The sequence below is a fragment of the Streptomyces xanthophaeus genome, from assembly GCF_030440515.1.
Lineage (GTDB): Bacteria > Actinomycetota > Actinomycetes > Streptomycetales > Streptomycetaceae > Streptomyces > Streptomyces kutzneri.
Map to the genome: position 1 here is coordinate 2817950 of NZ_CP076543.1, position 15740 is coordinate 2833689.

Annotated in this window: 9 protein-coding genes, 1 tRNA gene and 1 pseudogene; 2 read left to right on the forward strand and 9 right to left on the reverse strand. The window is 67.5% G+C overall.

Going from position 1 to position 15740, the window contains the following annotated elements; translation table 11 throughout:
- Positions 1-217: 217 nt before the first annotated feature.
- The 7 genes from rho to KO717_RS11970 form a co-directional block, all read right to left on the reverse strand.
- Positions 218-2317 carry a transcription termination factor Rho gene (rho, locus tag KO717_RS11940; protein ID WP_301366448.1) on the reverse strand — a complete coding sequence of 700 codons (2100 nt, stop codon included), beginning with the start codon at positions 2315-2317 and terminating at the stop codon, positions 218-220.
- A gap of 432 nt (positions 2318-2749) precedes the next feature.
- Positions 2750-3676, reverse strand: coding sequence for a homoserine kinase (gene thrB, locus KO717_RS11945; RefSeq protein WP_301366449.1), 927 nt, complete (start codon positions 3674-3676; stop codon positions 2750-2752).
- A 392-nt stretch (positions 3677-4068) separates the two neighbouring features.
- A complete protein-coding gene (thrC, locus tag KO717_RS11950) occupies positions 4069-5139 on the reverse strand; it encodes a threonine synthase (RefSeq protein ID WP_202199707.1) in 1071 nt (356 codons plus the stop codon).
- A 6-nt stretch (positions 5140-5145) separates the two neighbouring features.
- A complete protein-coding gene (locus KO717_RS11955) occupies positions 5146-6435 on the reverse strand; it encodes a homoserine dehydrogenase (protein WP_301374480.1) in 1290 nt (429 codons plus the stop codon).
- Positions 6436-6561: 126 nt separating this feature from the next.
- Positions 6562-7953 carry a diaminopimelate decarboxylase gene (gene lysA, locus KO717_RS11960; protein ID WP_301366450.1) on the reverse strand — a complete coding sequence of 464 codons (1392 nt, stop codon included), beginning with the start codon at positions 7951-7953 and terminating at the stop codon, positions 6562-6564.
- A gap of 19 nt (positions 7954-7972) precedes the next feature.
- Positions 7973-8905: an ArgS-related anticodon-binding protein NrtL gene (nrtL, locus tag KO717_RS11965; RefSeq protein WP_301366451.1), complete on the reverse strand. Its 933-nt coding sequence runs from the start codon at positions 8903-8905 to the stop codon at positions 7973-7975.
- Between the two features lie 94 nt (positions 8906-8999).
- Complete coding sequence (locus KO717_RS11970) at positions 9000-9485, reverse strand: response regulator (protein ID WP_301374481.1); 486 nt, start codon at positions 9483-9485, stop codon at positions 9000-9002.
- 106 nt (positions 9486-9591) lie between these two features.
- On the opposite strand from KO717_RS11970, the gene KO717_RS11975 reads away from it, so the two are divergent.
- Together KO717_RS11975 and KO717_RS11980 are read left to right on the forward strand one after the other, a co-directional pair.
- Positions 9592-9663, forward strand: a tRNA-Arg gene (locus KO717_RS11975).
- 1238 nt (positions 9664-10901) lie between these two features.
- Positions 10902-11288: a hypothetical protein gene (locus KO717_RS11980; protein ID WP_301366452.1), complete on the forward strand. Its 387-nt coding sequence runs from the start codon at positions 10902-10904 to the stop codon at positions 11286-11288.
- 137 nt (positions 11289-11425) lie between these two features.
- Here KO717_RS11980 and KO717_RS11985 read toward each other — a convergent pair whose 3' ends face one another.
- Together KO717_RS11985 and KO717_RS11990 are read right to left on the reverse strand one after the other, a co-directional pair.
- Complete coding sequence (locus tag KO717_RS11985; protein WP_301366453.1) at positions 11426-14854, reverse strand: type ISP restriction/modification enzyme; 3429 nt, start codon at positions 14852-14854, stop codon at positions 11426-11428.
- 61 nt (positions 14855-14915) lie between these two features.
- Positions 14916-15673, reverse strand: a pseudogene (locus KO717_RS11990) (IS5 family transposase); the annotation flags it as partial.
- Positions 15674-15740: the final 67 nt, after the last annotated feature.

A 15740-nucleotide genomic window follows, 5' to 3' on the forward strand; every position in this document is an offset into this window, starting at 1 on the left:
TGTGTCCGGTCCCCTGGTCGTTCGGCCCGCCGTCCACCCCGCGGTTCCTCTGACACAGACGGGCGTACGCCGCGCAGGGTTCCATTCCGGCCCGAACCGCCCAGCCGGGGCGCAGCCGCCCAGCCGGGGCGCAGCCGCCCCGCCAAGGGCGCCCGTACGCGCGACAGCCCCCGCCGCGGGTGCGGCGGGGGCTGTCGCGTGATGCGCGTGCCGGACGTCAGTCGTCGTTCTTGCCCGACGGGGTCGTCTTCGCGATCTGCATCAGGAACTCGGCGTTCGACTTCGTCTGCTTCATCTTGTCGAGCAGCAGCTCGATCGCCTGCTGCGAGTCGAGCGCGTGCAGCACCCGGCGCAGCTTCCAGACGATGGCGAGCTCCTCCGCGTTGAGGAGGATCTCCTCCTTGCGGGTGCCCGACGGGTCGACGTCGACGGCCGGGAAGATGCGCTTGTCGGCGAGCTTCCGGTCGAGCTTGAGCTCCATGTTGCCGGTGCCCTTGAACTCCTCGAAGATCACCTCGTCCATGCGCGAGCCGGTGTCGACGAGCGCGGTGGCCAGGATGGTCAGCGAGCCGCCGTCCTCGATGTTGCGCGCGGCACCGAAGAAGCGCTTCGGCGGGTACAGCGCGGTCGAGTCGACACCACCGGACAGGATGCGGCCGGAGGCGGGCGCCGCGAGGTTGTACGCGCGGCCCAGACGGGTGATGGAGTCCAGCAGGACGACCACGTCGTGACCCAGCTCGACGAGACGCTTGGCGCGCTCGATGGCCAGCTCGGCGACGGTGGTGTGGTCCTCGGCCGGGCGGTCGAAGGTCGAGGAGATGACCTCGCCCTTGACCGACCGCTGCATGTCGGTGACCTCTTCCGGACGCTCGTCGACCAGGACGACCATCAGGTGGCACTCGGGGTTGTTGGTGGTGATCGCGTTGGCGATCGCCTGCATGATCATGGTCTTACCGGTCTTCGGCGGGGCCACGATCAGGCCTCGCTGACCCTTACCGATCGGCGACACGAGGTCGATGATGCGGGTGGTCAGCACGCCCGGGTCGGTCTCCAGACGGAGCCGGTCCTGCGGGTACAGCGGGGTGAGCTTCTGGAACTCCGGGCGGCCACGGCCGGATTCGGGCGCCATGCCGTTCACCGAGTCCAGACGCACGAGGGCGTTGAACTTCTCGCGGCGCTCGCCGTCCTTGGGCTGGCGCACGGCACCGGTGGTGTGGTCACCCTTGCGCAGACCGGCCTTGCGGACCTGGGCGAGGGAGACGTACACGTCGTTGGGGCCGGGCAGGTAGCCCGAGGTCCGGATGAACGCGTAGTTGTCGAGGATGTCGAGGATGCCCGCGACGGGGATCAGCACATCGTCGTCGGCGACCTGCGGCTCGCTCGGCGCGAACTCGTCGCGGCCGCGGCGGCCACGGCGGTCGCGGTAGCGGCCGCGACGGCCGCGACGGCCGTCCTCACCGTCGAAGTCGTCCTGGGGGCCGTTGTCCTGGCGGTCCTGACGGCCCTGCTGACCCTGGCCCTGGCCCTGGCCCTGGCCGCGGCCGCCCTGCTGCTGACGGTCGGCGCGCTCCTGACGGCCGCCGCCCTGTCCGCCCTGGCCGCCCTGCGCGCCCTGGCCCTGACCCTGGCCGCCCTGGCCCTGGTCGTCGGCCTTGGCGCCGCGGTCACGGCGGTCGCGCTGACGGTCGGTGCGGTCGGCACGGTCGCCGCGGTCACGGCGGTCGCGACGGCCACGGCCTTCGCCGTCCTGACCCTGTGCCTGGCCGGCGGAGACCGCGGTGGCGGCTTCGGCCTTGGCCTCGGACGGGGCGGTGGCGGCAGGCGCGGTCTCGGTCTTCTGCTCGACCTGTACGGCGACGGGGGCCGAGGCCTCCGGGCTGCCGGAGGGGGCCGTGGCCCGACGCCGGCGGCGCTCGCCGACCGGGGCGTCCTCGCTGGCCGGCTGGCCCGGAATCTCGATCTGCGCCTGCGCGGCGGGCTTCTCGGCGGGCGCCTCGGCGGCGGCCTCACCCGTGCGGGCCTTGCTGGTGGCGCGGCGCTTCGGCTTGGCCTCGGCGGTGTCTGCGGCAGTGGAGGCGGCGGCCTTGGGGGCACCGCTGCCCGCCTGCGCCTCCTTGATGACCTCGATCAGCTGGCTCTTGCGCATCCGCGCGGTGCCCCTGATCCCGAGGCCCGACGCGACCTGCTGCAGCTCGGCCAGGACCATGCCGTCAAGGCCGGTGCCGGTGCGTCGACGCTTGGGTGCGGCGCCCGCGGCGGGGGCACTGGTGTCGACAGAGGTGTCGGCAGCGCCCATCAGATCGGTGGTGTCGCTCACGAAGGGTCCTTCCCTGGAGCGGACGTCGGCCTGTCTGGCTCGGCGACCGGTTGTGCTGTCCGACAGCAGTCCTAGGTGTGGACCGTGCCGGGGCGGTGGTCCGCCGGTAGAAATACGGCGGAAGAAACGTGCATGGCTGGTTCCGGCGAGAAGCCCCCGAGCTGAAAGCGTGGGAATGTCACGCCGATTCCGGAGCGTGCTCGAAACTGCTGGAAGTGATCAAAGCAGTCGGGGAGGCTCCCGGAAGAAATGTGGTCCCGAATGGGGACACTGAGCACCGAGCCATGACGGCTTCCGATGCGCACTTGAGACTAACACTACCGGATCCAATAGATATTCCCCCTCTCAATCACCGGCAATCGCGCCCTTCCGTGCGGGCGGCCTGCCCTGGCCGCCCGCCCCTGACCGGCTGTGCACTCCGGGTGAGCGGGTCTAGCCGCCCTGGGTGCCCAGCGGAAGTACGCTCGCGCCCGCGGCGTCGAGTGCGAGCCGGTTGGCCGCCCACCCGTCGCCCGCGAGCTGCGCGACCTTGTCGGCCGCGCCGTTGTCGACCAGCGCGAGGACCGTGGGGCCCGCGCCGGAGATGACCGCGGGGATCCCGTCCGCCCGCAGCCTGTTGACGAGTGCCACGCTCTCGGGCATCGCCGGGGACCGGTACTCCTGGTGGAGCCGGTCTTCGGTGGCCGGCAGGAGCAGCTCGGGACGCCTGGTCAGGGCTTCCACGAGCAGGCCCGCGCGGCCCGCATTGACGGCCGCGTCCACGTGCGGGACGGAGCGCGGCAGCAGGCCGCGCGCCGTCTCGGTGAGGACCGGCCTGGAGGGTACGAAGACCACCGGAACGATGGATTCGGCGGGCTCCATCCGGATCGCCTTGGCGCTGCCGCCGTCCATCCAGGCGAGGGTGAATCCGCCGAGCAGACAGGCGGCGACGTTGTCGGGGTGGCCCTCGATCTCGGTGGCGAGCTCCAGCAGCGCCGCGTCGTCGAGCTTGGCCTCGCCGCCTATGGTCACGGCGCGGGCGGCGACGATTCCGGCGCAGATGGCGGCGGAGGAGGAACCGAGGCCGCGGCCGTGCGGGATGCGGTTGGCGCAGACGACCTCCAGGCCGCGCGGCTGGCCGCCCAGCAGGTCGAAGGCGGTGCGCATGGAGCGTACGAGCAGGTGGCTCTCGTCCCGCGGGAGGGTGTCGGCGCCCTCGCCCGCGATGTCGATGTTCAGGCCGGAGTCGGCCACCCGGACGACTACGTCGTCGTAGAGCCCCAGGGCCAGGCCCAGGGCGTCGAAGCCCGGGCCGAGGTTGGCACTGCTGGCGGGGACGCGCACCCGTACGGCGGCGGCGCGGAACGCTGGACCGGCCATCGTCCGATGACACTCCTTGTGACTGTGCGAGATCTTCGCTCTTCGCTGGCTCGCTGCGAATGTACTGGAGAACGTACGACACCCGAAGGCCCTCGGGGCAGCACCGCAGTCATATGCGCGGTGGCGGATGTAGGTACAGCGTATCGAAGGAAGGTTCTCTCGCGACATAGGGCGCACAGGAGGCGCACGATGCGTGTCGCGGACTTCGACCGAATTCGACCGACTTCAGCCGCATTTTTGTTGTCGTACGGGGTGAGTTGCCGGGTTCCGAAGGGTCTCGGGAAGGCCTCTGGGGGCCCTCACGCGCCCTCCGGAACCCGGCTCGCACGGTGCTGCGGTACTGCTGCGGCGGCGGGGTGGCGCCGCGGTGCTGCGGTGCTGCGGTGCTGCGGTCAGACCAGGCCGAGGCGCACGGCGGCGGCTTCGGCGTCCACCGGAACGGTGACCGGCTGCGGAGCGCCGGCGATCGCCCAGTCGGGGTCCTTCAGGCCGTTGCCGGTGACGGTGCACACGATCTTCTGACCGGGGTCGACCAGGCCGAGCTCGGCGGCCTTGAGCAGACCTGCCACGGAGGCGGCCGAGGCGGGCTCGACGAAGACGCCCTCCTGCGCGGCCAACAGCCGGTAGGCGGCCAGGATCTGGCGGTCCGTCACCTCGTCGATGAAGCCGCCCGACTCGTCACGCGCAGCCAGCGCGTAGTCCCAGGAGGCCGGGTTGCCGATCCGGATCGCGGTGGCGATGGTGTGCGGCTCCTTGACGATCTCGCCCCGCACGATGGGCGCGGAACCGGAGGCCTGGAAACCCCACACACGGGGCGTACGGGTGGACAGGCCGTCGGCCTTGTACTCCTTGAAGCCCTTCCAGTACGCGGTGATGTTGCCCGCGTTGCCCACCGGCAGCACGTGGATGTCGGGCGCGTCACCGAGCGCGTCGACGATCTCGAACGCAGCCGTCTTCTGACCCTCGATGCGCACCGGGTTGACCGAATTGACCAGCGCGACCGGGTAGTTGTCGGAGAGCGCACGGGCCAGGTTCAGGCAGTCGTCGAAGTTGCCGTCCACCTGAAGGATCTTGGCTCCGTGCACCAGGGCCTGGCCCATCTTGCCGAGCGCGATCTTGCCGCGGGGCACGAGCACCGCGGAGACCATCCCGGCGCGCACCGCGTACGCGGCGGCGGAGGCGGAAGTGTTGCCGGTGGAGGCGCAGATGACCGCCTTCGCACCCTCTTCCTTGGCCTTGGTGATCGCCATGGTCATGCCGCGGTCCTTGAAGGACCCGGTGGGGTTCGCCCCCTCGACCTTCAGGTGGACCTCGCAGCCGGTGCGCTCGGAGAGCACCTGGGCGGGGACGAGGGGAGTGCCGCCCTCGCGGAGCGTCACCACGGGAGTCGTGTCCGTCACCGGCAGGCGGTCCCGGTACTCCTCGATGATGCCGCGCCACTGGTGGGTGCGATTGCTGCTCATGGGTCCTTACTCCCCTTCAACACGCATGATGCTGGCGACACCGCGGACGGTGTCCAGCTTCCGCAGCGCCTCGACGGTCCCGGAGAGGGCGGCGTCGGGTGCGCGGTGAGTGACGACGACGAGGGAGGCCTCGCCGTCCTTGCCCTGTTGGCGGACGGTGTCGATCGACACGCCGTGCTCCGCGAAGGTGGTCGCCACCTGGGCGAGGACGCCCGGCTTGTCCGCCACATCGAGGCTGATGTGGTAGCGGGTGACGACGTCCCCCATGGGGCTGACCGGCAACTGGGTGTACGCCGACTCGCCGGGCCCCGTTGCCTCGGCGAGCTTGTTGCGGGCGACGGCGACGAGGTCGCCGAGGACCGCGGACGCGGTGGGCGCGCCGCCCGCGCCGGGCCCGTAGAACATGAGCTGCCCGGCGGCCTCCGCCTCGACGAAGACCGCGTTGTACGCCTCACGGACGGAGGCGAGCGGGTGGGTGAGCGGGATCATCGCCGGGTGGACGCGGGCGGTGACGGACTCGCCGTCGGCGGCGCGCTCCAGGATGGCGAGGAGCTTGATGGTGCAGCCCATCCGCTTGGCGGAGGCGAAGTCGGCCGCGCTGACCTCGGTCATGCCCTCGCGGTACACGTCGTCCAGGCGGACGCGGGTGTGGAAGGCGATCCCGGCCAGGATCGCGGCCTTGGCGGCGGCGTCGTAGCCCTCGACGTCGGCGGTCGGGTCCGCCTCGGCGTACCCGAGGGCCGTGGCCTCGTCGAGCGCCTCCTGGTAACCGGCGCCGGTGGAGTCCATCTTGTCGAGGATGAAGTTCGTCGTGCCGTTGACGATGCCCATCACCCGGTTGATCTTGTCGCCCGCGAGCGACTCGCGCATCGGGCGGACCAGCGGGATGGCGCCGGCGACGGCGGCCTCGTAGTAGAGGTCGAGGCCGTGCTGCTCCGCCGCGGCGTGCAGCGCGGCCCCGTCCTGGGCGAGCAGCGCCTTGTTCGCGGAGACCACGGAGATGCCGTGCTCGAAGGCGGTGGTGATGAGGGTGCGGGCGGGCTCGATGCCGCCGATGACCTCGATGGCGATGTCGATGTCACCACGTTTGAGGAGGGCGGTCGCATCGGTGGTGACCAGCTCGGGGTCGATGCCCTCGCGGACCTTGGAGGGGCGGCGCACGGCCACGCCGGCGAGCTCGACGGGCGCGCCGATCCTCTGCGTGAGGTCGTCGGCGTGCGTCGTCATGATGCGAGCCACTTCTGAGCCGACCACTCCACAGCCCAGCAGCGCCACCTTCAGCGGACGCGTACGCATCATTCGACCTACGCCTTTCGATCTTCCATCAGTACCCCGCGGGCGGTTTGCCCGCCGGGTGGAACCAGTCTCACTCAATGGACAGCAGTTTCCATCCTCGGTCCATTGAGTGAGACACCTATTTCATCATCCGAGGTCGAGACGCAGGAGATCTTCCTCCGTCTCCCGGCGGACGATCACTCGGGCCTGTCCGTCACGCACGGCGACGACGGGCGGGCGCAGAGCGTGGTTGTAGTTGCTGGCCATGGAGCGGCAGTACGCGCCGGTCGCCGGGACGGCCAGGAGGTCGCCGGGCGCGAGGTCGGCGGGCAGGAACGCGTCCTTCACGACGATGTCGCCGCTCTCGCAGTGCTTGCCGACGACGCGTACGAGCATGGGCTCGGCGTCGGAGGTCCGGGAGACCAGGGAGATGGAGTACTCGGCGTCGTACAGGGCGGTGCGGATGTTGTCGGACATCCCGCCGTCGACGCTCACGTAGGTCCGCAGGCCTTCCAGCGGCTTGATCGTCCCCACCTCGTACAGCGTGAAGGCGGTCGGGCCGACGATGGCGCGGCCGGGCTCGACCGAGATCCGGGGGGCGCGCAGTCCGGCGCTCTCGCACTCCCGGGCCACGATCTCGTGCAGGGCCTTGGCGATCTCGTGGGGCTCGCGCGGGTCGTCGTTCGAGGTGTACGCGATACCGAGGCCGCCGCCGAGGTCGATCTCGGGCAGCTCCACCCCGTGCTCGTCCCGTACGGCGGCCAGCAGCCGTACGACGCGCTTGGCGGAGACCTCGAAGCCGGCCATGTCGAAGATCTGCGAACCGATGTGGGAGTGGACGCCGAGCAGCTCCAGCGAGTCGTGCCCGAGCGCCCGGCGCACGGCCTCGGCGGCGGAACCGTCGGCCACCGCGATGCCGAACTTCTGGTCCTCGTGCGCGGTGGCGATGAACTCGTGGGTGTGCGCCTCGACGCCGACCGTCACGCGGATCTGGACGGGTTGGCGTACACCCAGCTCACGGGCGATGTGCGCGACGCGGGCGATCTCCTGGAAGGAGTCGAGCACGATGCGCCCGACCCCGGCCTCGACGGCCCGGCGGATCTCGCCCTCGGACTTGTTGTTGCCGTGGAAGGCGATCCGCGAGGCGGGCATCCCGGCGGCGAGCGCGGTGGTCAGCTCCCCGCCGGAACACACGTCGACGTTCAGCCCCTCCTCCTTCAGCCACTTCACGACGGCCTTGGAGAGGAACGCCTTGCCGGCGTAGAAGACGTCGGCGTCGGGACCGAAGGCGTGCGCCCAGGCCCGGCACCGGGACCGGAAGTCCTCCTCGTCGAGGAAGTAGGCGGGGGTCCCGAACTCCTCGGCGAGCTTGGTGACTTCGATGCCGCCCACGGCGACGACCCCGTCAGCCGTGCGCTCGACGGTCCGGGCCCAGACCTTCTCGTCGAGCGCGTTCAGGTCGGCGGGCGGCGGGGAGTAGTGCCCCTCGGGCAGGACGTCGGCGTGACGGGGCCCGGCGGGGTGCGCGGAACGGCTCATCGGTATCTCTCTTCGCGGGTCACAAGCGTGTCGGTGCGTCTATGCCGAGCAGGGCCAGGCCGCCGGCCAGCACCGTCCCGGCGGCTTCGGCAAGAGCCAGCCGGGCACGGTGGGCGGCCGAGGGTTTCTCGTCGCCCTTGGGCAGGACGCGGTACTGGAAGTCGAGCAGCGCGTCGGCCAGCTCGACGAGGTGGCGGGCGAGCCGCTCGGGCGCACGGTGGTGCGCGGCGGCTTCGAGGACGAGGGGGTGGTCGGCGAGGACGCGCAGCAGGGCGGGCGCGTCGACGTCGTCACCGGCTTCGGGGCGGAACCCGAGCTGCTCGGCATTGCGTACGAGCGCGTGGGCGCGGGCATGGGCGTACCGCACCCGGAAGAGCTCGTTCGTCTCCCCTTGTACGAGCAGCGCGCCGCAGAACTCGGGGGTCTCGCGGGCGGGGGTGCTCAGCACGGCCCAGGCGACGGCGTCGGCCCCGTACCGCGCGAGCACGTCCCCGTCGCGGCGGGCGACGGGCGCGACGGCGAGCTCCGGCCCGGGCCGGACGCCCTGCAGGGCCTCGCTCCGTGCGACGGCGGCCCGTACGAGGCGCTCGCGCAGCTCCCGGGACGGCGCGTCCGGGACCTCGATCACCGCTACGGGGCGCACGTCACGCACCAGCCGGGCGGCGGAAAGGGTACTCAGCGAGAAATTGAGGAATCCGGCCCCGGTGACCTCGACACGTTCGATCCCGGCCACACCGCCCAGCCGGCGGGCGAGCACGTCGGCGACCTCGGCCGGCCGCACTCCGGCAGCCTTCGCGATCTGGAAGGCGACGGGAGTGGCGTACTCCCCCACCCCACCGGGCCGGGTCCGCTCGACCACCACCCGCGCGGGCACCGCCCCGCCCAGCTCACCGTCCTCGACGGCGCGGCGCACGGCGCTCACGACGCAACGGGAGAGGTCGGCGGGGGTCACGGGACCCAGCCTAGGGGAGACGCACCGTCATCAGCCGAAGGGTTTCGCCATGTGAACAGAGCGCTGGACAACCGGCACCGGCGAGGAGGGCGCTCTACTGGAGGGGACCGCCCCTCCCCCTCCCGGCGGGCGCCCCTTTCCGCCCGTCGCTCCGGTCCTTGCACTCGATCAGCCGGCGCACGACGCTTACCAGCTCGGTGGGCTCGAACGGCTTGGCGAGGAAGGCGTCCACCCCGGCCACGATCCCGGCCTCCACTTCCTGCTGCGTACAGGCGCTGACGATGGCGACGGGCACGTCCCTGGTCCGCGGATCGGCGCGCAGCTGCGCGGCCGCCCCGAACCCGTCCAGTCGTGGCATGACCACATCAAGGGTGATCACATCAGGACACACCCGGTGTACGACGTCCAGACACTCGGCACCATCGTTCGCGGTCACGACCTCGAAGCCCTCCAGCTCGAGATTGACCTTGATCAGCTGCCGGATGACCTTGTTGTCGTCGACAACAAGCACCCGGCCCGAGACGCCTGGCACAACTCGAGAGTAGGTCCGCCCGGGCCCCCGCGTCCGGGTTTTCGCCACTTCCACCCCCTGCGGGCGAACCACTCCCTCCTCCCCCGCAAACCGGTTCCTGATCACCCCACGGAAGCTGGTAGTGTTCAACCCGTCGCCGCAACACCAACGACGCGCCCCCGTAGCTCAGGGGATAGAGCAACGGCCTCCGGAGCCGTGTGCGCAGGTTCGAATCCTGCCGGGGGCACTTCCGCTCGACCAGCGAAATCGCTCGCTGACCTGCGCAAGTGCCAAAGATGAAGCCCCGAACTCAGTCCCACTGAGTCCGGGGCTTTCTCGTTACCTCTCACTGTTCTCGCGTGAGTGGCGCGTGAGCCCACGGGCGATGCGTGCACCCGCCCCTCGCCTGCATCGCTGCCGCCGTTGCCGTCGATTCAGAGCCCCAGGTCGCCAGCCGCCACCGGGAGCCCCTTCCGCTGCTACGAGCCCCCACCGTCACCGCCTGCCTTACGGCCTCACACCCCTCACCCCGGCCGCCGAAACCTGCACCCCATACCTACCCCTTCGTGGCGCGGTACCACCGGTCAGTCAAACCCCATCCTCAAAATGCACCCCACAACCGTCACCCGGCCCACGCCTTGATCCGCACCTTAATCCGTCTCCCTTTTGTAGCAACCCGGATTATCGCTGGAATTGGCAAACTTGGGCAGGTCGTTGCGGAAAAAATAGATGCCTCCCCGACTCGCACCGTCACGGATTTCGTCAACAGCTTTCCCTGAGAGGTTAATGCAGAATTCCTTGATCAGAGGACTACGACTACCCGCCCTATTCAACTTTAGCGATCCAGAGTACAGGCCAGGCTGGAAACGCCACTTGTCGGCCTGAAACAAGAAGACCGGCTGCTGAGGCTTGCCCTGGCTGACGAGGAACGGGGCAGGCTCGCCGGACCATCTGTAAGAAAGCCACTCGGCAGCTGGGTCAAAATTCCACACGTCGACCTCTTTCCAGTAGAACGTCGGACTCTCCCCACCGAGTAGTGGAGTCGGTTCGAGACGTGCGTCACGAATGACCTCGACCTCCTGAGTCTTGACTCTGGTGGAAACGGTCCTGGTGGGTAAAGGACTCCTCAAGCGGCTCACGTTCGCCGGGGACGTGAGCATCACGAGTTCCGGTATCCAGCTCGTTGACCAAATCAGACAGCTGCGAACCGACCTCCCAGCCAGAGCGGCAGCGCTCCGGAAGAGCATCATCCTCTGACTGTATGGCCATAATCCCGCTGATGGACACGCGGACATTAGTAGGGGCTTTCTGCAATCGGCTCACTCCTACTACCTCGGGCAGCCGTTCACCGTAGACGAGATCACCCGAGCGTCGGCCTACCTCAGAGAGCGCGGCCTGATCGACGGCGTCACTGTCCTCAGTGGTGAGATCATCCGCCTTCGCCTTACGGCACTGGGCGTGGACTTCACAGAGAGCGGGAAGAGCATGACCGACTTCCTCAATCCACAGCAGAGTGCTGGACCCACGTTCAACGTGAAGGTTGACGGATCCCAGAACGTGGTCATCGGCACCCAGCGGGACTTCAGTCAGCAAAACTCGTCCGGCATGGATCCGGCGGTGCTTTCCCAGCTACTGCACGCTGCAAGCCTCGCCCGTGAAAGCCTTCCTGACCTGCACTTGGATGCAGATCAGGAAGCAACGGTCACTAGCCTGAGCCTCGACCTCGAAGCCGAAGCGAACAGCGAGACTCCAGAACCAGGTCGGATGCGGGCCCTGTTGTCTGGCATCACGGACGCTGCAAGCTCTGCGGCCGGCAGCGCCCTGGGCGGCATGGTCATCGGCACGCTGACACAAGCAGCAGCAGCGCTGTAACGGGTCCAGGGCCCTCGGGTGCGGGAACTAGAGCCTGTCTCTTTGAGCCTGCAGACCGCGACGGCGTTGGGACAACTCGCACACCACGCATCTAGCGTCGTGCTTCCACACCGCCGCGGAGCTGCTGGCGACGTTGCCTAGCTTTCGTCGTCGGGTCGGGCAGGGTGCGCCGACTCGACGATCTCCACGTAGCTTGCATCAAGCTCTGGCCCGAGCAGTGCAAGCGCGGTCAGTCTGCGCGCGAGCGTGGTGAAAGTGCGGGCCTCCGCTGCGATTAGGTCGCGACCAAGGGCGCGCTTGTCCCGGTAGCTAAGCCACTTGCGCAGTACTTGGAAGCCGCCGATCTTGAAATCCCAGGCTGCCCCAGGAACCCCGCGCCATCGAACGTCATCATTGAGGTAGATGTCGAGCACCTGCTCACCAAGGACGTCCCGCTCCTCGTTCGTCAGCCCGTCGGTGTCAGAGGCGGCTCGTTCGCGAAGGTCGTACTTGCCAGCGCCTGGCATAACTTTGCCTGGCTGGACGATGCCCCACCCAGCGGTGACAGCCAGGTCCCCATTGCCAGGATTCAGGGGGTTGCCATCAGTGCGCTCAATGGCGGCGACCGTACGCAGGTACGAGTCACGAGGGTGAGTCGCAGCGACTACTGCGTCCGGGTTGAGCAAAGCCGCTACTCGCTCCCCAAGGACAGCCGATTCATAGAGCTTCTCCTTAGTGTTGGGGAATGGGATGCGGGGCCAGGCGGAACGCACTGCCTCCCCATTCTGCTCAACATAGAGGGGAGAGAATCCGATTGCGAGCGCATGCAGCCACACAAGCGACGCGCTGTCCTTGTTCTCCTCAGCGTCATCGATACCAAGCCGCTTCAGGTAGCCCATCGCCCAATCTGAGAGATTCGGCCTCCAATCAACAACCGACTTCTCGGCATCGAGATCAAATAGTGCCGGAGGGCCGTCGTCGACCTTTACCGGTCCGGCCGAAAGCCAGAACGGAATGGCGTATGCGTCGGTGAACAGCACCTTCTGATCCACCAAGCAGTCAGACAGATGAACTGCCGCACCGTCGAGCGCCCGAGGGGCGCGGCGGCGCACGAGTAGGAACCGAGACGCAGTCTCTGCAGCAGCTACTAGCGTTGAGCGTGATTCGTTCCACAGTTTCGCTTCGGTCTCGACATAGGCGTAGCGCATGTCGAGCGGTCGAAACTGGAATCGCTGGATGCATTGCTCGTCGAACGGCCGCTGTTCCATTAGGCGCTTCCGAACCTTCTCAGGGTCGAAGCGCGAAAACTTGCTGGCCAGCCTTGGGTCGATCTGCGATAGCGGGACGTTGGGGTCCAGATAGGTCCTCATACGGGCGGCCAGGGCCTCCCGGTCATTATCGATCAAGGCGAATTGACGGTTCTCGTTCAGGCCGAGCATCGGATCCTCGGCGCACAGCTCGTTTACAGCTGGCCAGTCGGCGTATCCCTGGCGCGGAGTCCAGCGCAAGAGACGAAACCAGTTGGATTGGTCCGGAGTGAGCGTTTCATAACGTGGCCCGACATCAGGATCGCTGGTGACAGCGGTGAGTTGTTCCCGCTTGTCTTGCCCCCAAAAATCGCGATAGCGGACGACTGCCGAAGCATCGTCGTGATCTGTAGCGCGGACAAGCATGCCGATGGCCACGCCGCGCGTAATGCCCGCTGGATTCAGTCGCGTACTGAAGATGGACGGGTCAGGTTCCCCATCGGGGGTCTTCTTGCCGGTTTCACGACTGTCGCCATTCAGGTGATCAATGGTGATGTCATCGAATTTGGCCAGCAGTCGTTCTCGCATGACAACGGATGATGGATCGCCGAGCCAAGATGAATTACTTACGAAGCAAATGATGCCCTTTCCGGTTTGCTCAGCGATGCGCCGCTCGGCAACTCGAAAGAAACGAACGTACAGGTCATCTAGCTTATTCTTGGTTACGTCCCATCTCTTGGTCAGCCCAACCTTATAGGGCTCAACAAGACCGCCTTCCTCGTTTCCCGAGACGCCAGCGAATCCGTTATAAGGAGGATTACCCAGGACGACCAAGATGCGTTGATCACGCTTTATCGCATGGGCTGCTTCGCGTTCGGCCGTGAACTCGGGGAACGGAAGTGTCGGATGATTGCCATTTTCAACCCACCCGGTCAGAGCGTTCGTCAGGTACACACTGGCGCGCTCCCCGGTCTTGGCGTCGAGCGGAACGCCCAGGCGCTGCAACGCAATCCCGATCTTCAGATGCGCGATAACGAACGGCGCGGGCAAGAGTTCGAACCCGTGGATGCGAGACAGAGCTGCCTGCTTGACCTCTGCAGCGACAAGCCCGTCGTCGCCTTGGGCTCTCAGAGTGGTCACGATCTTGTCGAGGACAGCTGTCAGGTAAGAGCCGGTGCCGGTACACGGATCCAGCACGTGGACACTCGGATCAGCAAGGCCGAGAGGAAGACCCATCTGCGTTTGTAGAGCCTGGTGGACTCGGTCGACCATGTAGTGCACGACCTCAGGAGGCGTATACCAGACGCCGAGCTCGCGACGGAGCTCGGGATCGTAGGCCTGAAGGAACGGCTCGTAGAAGTACTGAACCGCCTCAGCTGCCTCGAAGCGCTGGAAGAACAGCTTGCGGTCCACACGCGAGAGAACTTCGTCCGTCCAGTCAAGTACCTCATCGAGTCCCGCCGGCAGGTTCGTTGGCGTGGCCAGCTGCTGAAACAGCACACGAACCATCGGGACGGAAAGCGTCCATTGAGCCTGACGCCAGGTGAAGCGGTTAGTACTCTGCTCCGACTGCCGCTCCGACCAGAATGCCCACGAAGCGAAGACACCGTAGAACAGTGTCTGTACGAGCGCCGAGCGAAAGAAGTGGTCCCCATCCTCGCCTTCAAAGCGCAAGCCGAGAGCTTCCTCCATGGCGCTGCGAAGGGTTGCAAGGGCATCGACGTCGCCGACCTCCTCGACCCGAGTCAGTCCGGTGCGGGCGTAGGCGGCCAAGAACCAAGCAACGTCGGCAGGGGCACTCAGCGGCGCGTCACCCTGCAACGCGCGCTTGAGGTAGTCGGCGAAGCTAGCCCCTCTTGCCTGTTCAGCCTCTTTAGGGTCAAGCGCCCAAAACGAATCCTCGTCTGACGCCAGAGTGAAACGTTCACCCGTCTGGGGCTCGCCATTCGAGTCAAGGCCAACGACCAGAAAATCGCGGTAGGTGCAGACTAGAACCTTGCCGTAGCGTTCCAGGTATCGCCTGACCTGGCCGGATCGTGCGACTCGAACAACATCCTGCGCAGCCCCTTTAACCTCCATGACTCCGCGCTCTGGCGCTCGCGAAAACAGCGCAGTGTCACCGGCCTCGGAAACCGCTTGGCGCGCAACGAAGAGCCCACCGTCGGGGATCCCTGCTCCGCGGTTCTTCGTGGTCAAGACACAGGTGACTGCTGGCGATAGCTTGTTGCCGACATCGTTCAGGAGCGCTTCCAGCTGCCCGTAATACGAGGTTTCCGGAACCGCCTCCCCGGTCGAGTGGATGGCCTGCAGCCGTTCGAGGTATGTGCGTAGAGTGACCACGTGCAACATCGTATGACCATCCGCAGCGTCACGGCAGGGTGTACAGGAGCCCACTCTCAGATCGGTTGATGCAGCGTTCGACGGTGTTCCGTTGCTTGTAGGCCTCGCGGTCGAAGCCGGGCGGGCGGCCGCCGTGACGGCCTCGCCGTTGGCGGTGGCCCATCTGGTCGGACGGCTGCGGGATGACCGCGCGGATTCCCCGGCGTCGCAGATGGGCCCGGATGGCGCGTGAGGAGTACCTGCGGTCGGCCAGAACTGCGTTGGGCCTGGTCCGGGGCCTGCCCGGGCCGGTGCGGGGCACGCGGATACGGTCCATCACCGTCTCGAAGGCCGGTGCGTCACCGGCCTGGCCTGCGGTGACGGTGAAGGCCAGAGGTCGGGCTCGGCCGTCGGCCGCCAGGTGGACCTTGGTGCTCAGGCCTCCGCGGGAGCGTCCGAGTGCGTGGTCGGCTGGCTCTTGGCGTCCCGCCGCCCCTTTTTGAGTGCTCCGGCGGCGTGCTGGTGGGCCCGGATGACGGTCGAGTCGACCGAGACGGTCCAGTCGATGTCGTCGGCGGCGTCCGCCGCGGCCAGGACCGAGGCCAGGATCCGTTCCCAGGTGCCGTCGACAGCCCATCTGGCCAACCGTTTGTGAGCGGTCTGGAACGGGCCGAGCTCGCCTGGCAGGTCACGCCAGGGCGAGTTGGTGCGGTACTTCCAGGCGATGGCCTCAAGGGTGCGACGGTGGTCGGCCCATCATCGTCCACGGACCGGATCGGCCGGCATCAGCGGCTCGATCCGGTCCCACATCGCATCAGTGATCACTAATCGGACAGACACATCCGATCAACTGACCAACCCATCAAAGAGACACGCGCTAGCTGCCTGACAACCGTGACATACGTGC

What these genes read in the sequence shown, in the direction of transcription:
- lysA (WP_301366450.1), bottom strand. Translation starts at nt 7,953, where the DNA reads ATGAGCCGTTCCGCGCACCCCGCCGGGCCCCGTCACGCCGACGTCCTG.
- KO717_RS11980 (WP_301366452.1), top strand. Translation starts at nt 10,902, where the DNA reads ATGACCGACTTCCTCAATCCACAGCAGAGTGCTGGACCCACGTTCAAC.
- KO717_RS11955 (WP_301374480.1), bottom strand. Translation starts at nt 6,435, where the DNA reads ATGCGTACGCGTCCGCTGAAGGTGGCGCTGCTGGGCTGTGGAGTGGTC.
- thrB (WP_301366449.1), bottom strand. Translation starts at nt 3,676, where the DNA reads ATGGCCGGTCCAGCGTTCCGCGCCGCCGCCGTACGGGTGCGCGTCCCC.
- thrC (WP_202199707.1), bottom strand. Translation starts at nt 5,139, where the DNA reads ATGAGCAGCAATCGCACCCACCAGTGGCGCGGCATCATCGAGGAGTAC.